This is a genomic window from Nodularia sp. UHCC 0506 (assembly GCF_034931045.1).
GTDB lineage: Bacteria > Cyanobacteriota > Cyanobacteriia > Cyanobacteriales > Nostocaceae > Nodularia.
Window position 1 is genome coordinate 6,738 of sequence record NZ_JAYGHH010000088.1, and the last position, 1,128, is coordinate 7,865.

1 protein-coding gene is annotated in these 1,128 nt (G+C 43.4%); it reads right to left on the minus strand.

Annotated features, from left to right (window positions below; all coding sequences use genetic code 11):
- Positions 1 to 1,128, minus strand: a 1,128-nt coding sequence (locus VB654_RS24860; protein ID WP_323216508.1) for an N-6 DNA methylase, incomplete at both ends; no start/stop codon positions are given.

Here is a 1,128-nt window from a genome sequence, read left to right on the forward strand (position 1 = left end):
GTTCCTCCTGCTGGCGGACAATTTCATCTTTCGTAGTTTCTAACTCTGCAATAGCTGCTTGTTCCTCTTGAAAATAGCGGTTAATCATCAACTCCTGGGGAATCAGTTCGCAGATATAACCCGTAATTGCACCTTTTTTATTCGTCACCGCCCTCAGTTCCGCCTTCCAGCCATCCTCAACCAAAATATAAACATCGTCCCGCATAGTTTCCACCCAATAAGTCATCAGGTGCTGGTAAACATCATATTTATCAATCAGACTTTTACCTGTAAATCCTTGCAGCAAATCCTCCGCCAGCTGGTAAATAATCGCCTTGGGTTTATCTCCCGGTTGCATAGCTTTCAGCAAAGGGGTGTGTTTTTCTTGCCACGTCTCAAACACCCCTTGAATTTCTTTCCCATAACTGATAAATTCAGCATGAGAAAAAATCACCGTTTTCACTTCTGATCCTGGAATTTTCAGCCGGAAGTATCCGGGAATATCCGCCACATCAAATAAATCTGCTTGTAGGGTCGGGTAAACTTGCCAATAATCGCTCAAAGCTGCGACATCTCGCTGAGGTATCCCCCCCAATAAATGCGCCTGAATATCTTCTGTTTCCTGACTGTCGATATAACGGGGAATATTCAAATTATAGTCGTTAGCCGCTATTTCCTCTATGGGAACCAGGCGGGAATACTTCGCCACTTCTAGCTGTTTATTGAAGACATCGACAATTTTATGAATATCTTGCTCCCGCAATCGGTTTTTATTGCCGTCTTTGACAAATCCTTTGCTCGCATCAATCATGAAAATAGCAGAGCGATTCTCAGTATTTCCCTTGTCTAAGACAATAATACAGGCAGGAATACCAGTTCCATAAAACAAGTTTGGCGGTAGTCCAATAATCCCTTTAACTATGCCTTTTTTCAAGAGATTTTGGCGAATTTCCGCCTCGGCATTTCCCCGAAACAGCACGCCATGCGGTAAAATAATCGCCCCTTTGCCGTTATCTTGCAAAGACCTGACAATATGCAGCAAAAAAGCATAGTCCCCATTTTTAGCCGGTGGAATACCATAGCCGTTAAAGCGTTGAAACTCATCCTCTGCGGGGTTAAGTCCATTACTCCAAGCCTTAGAGGAAACTT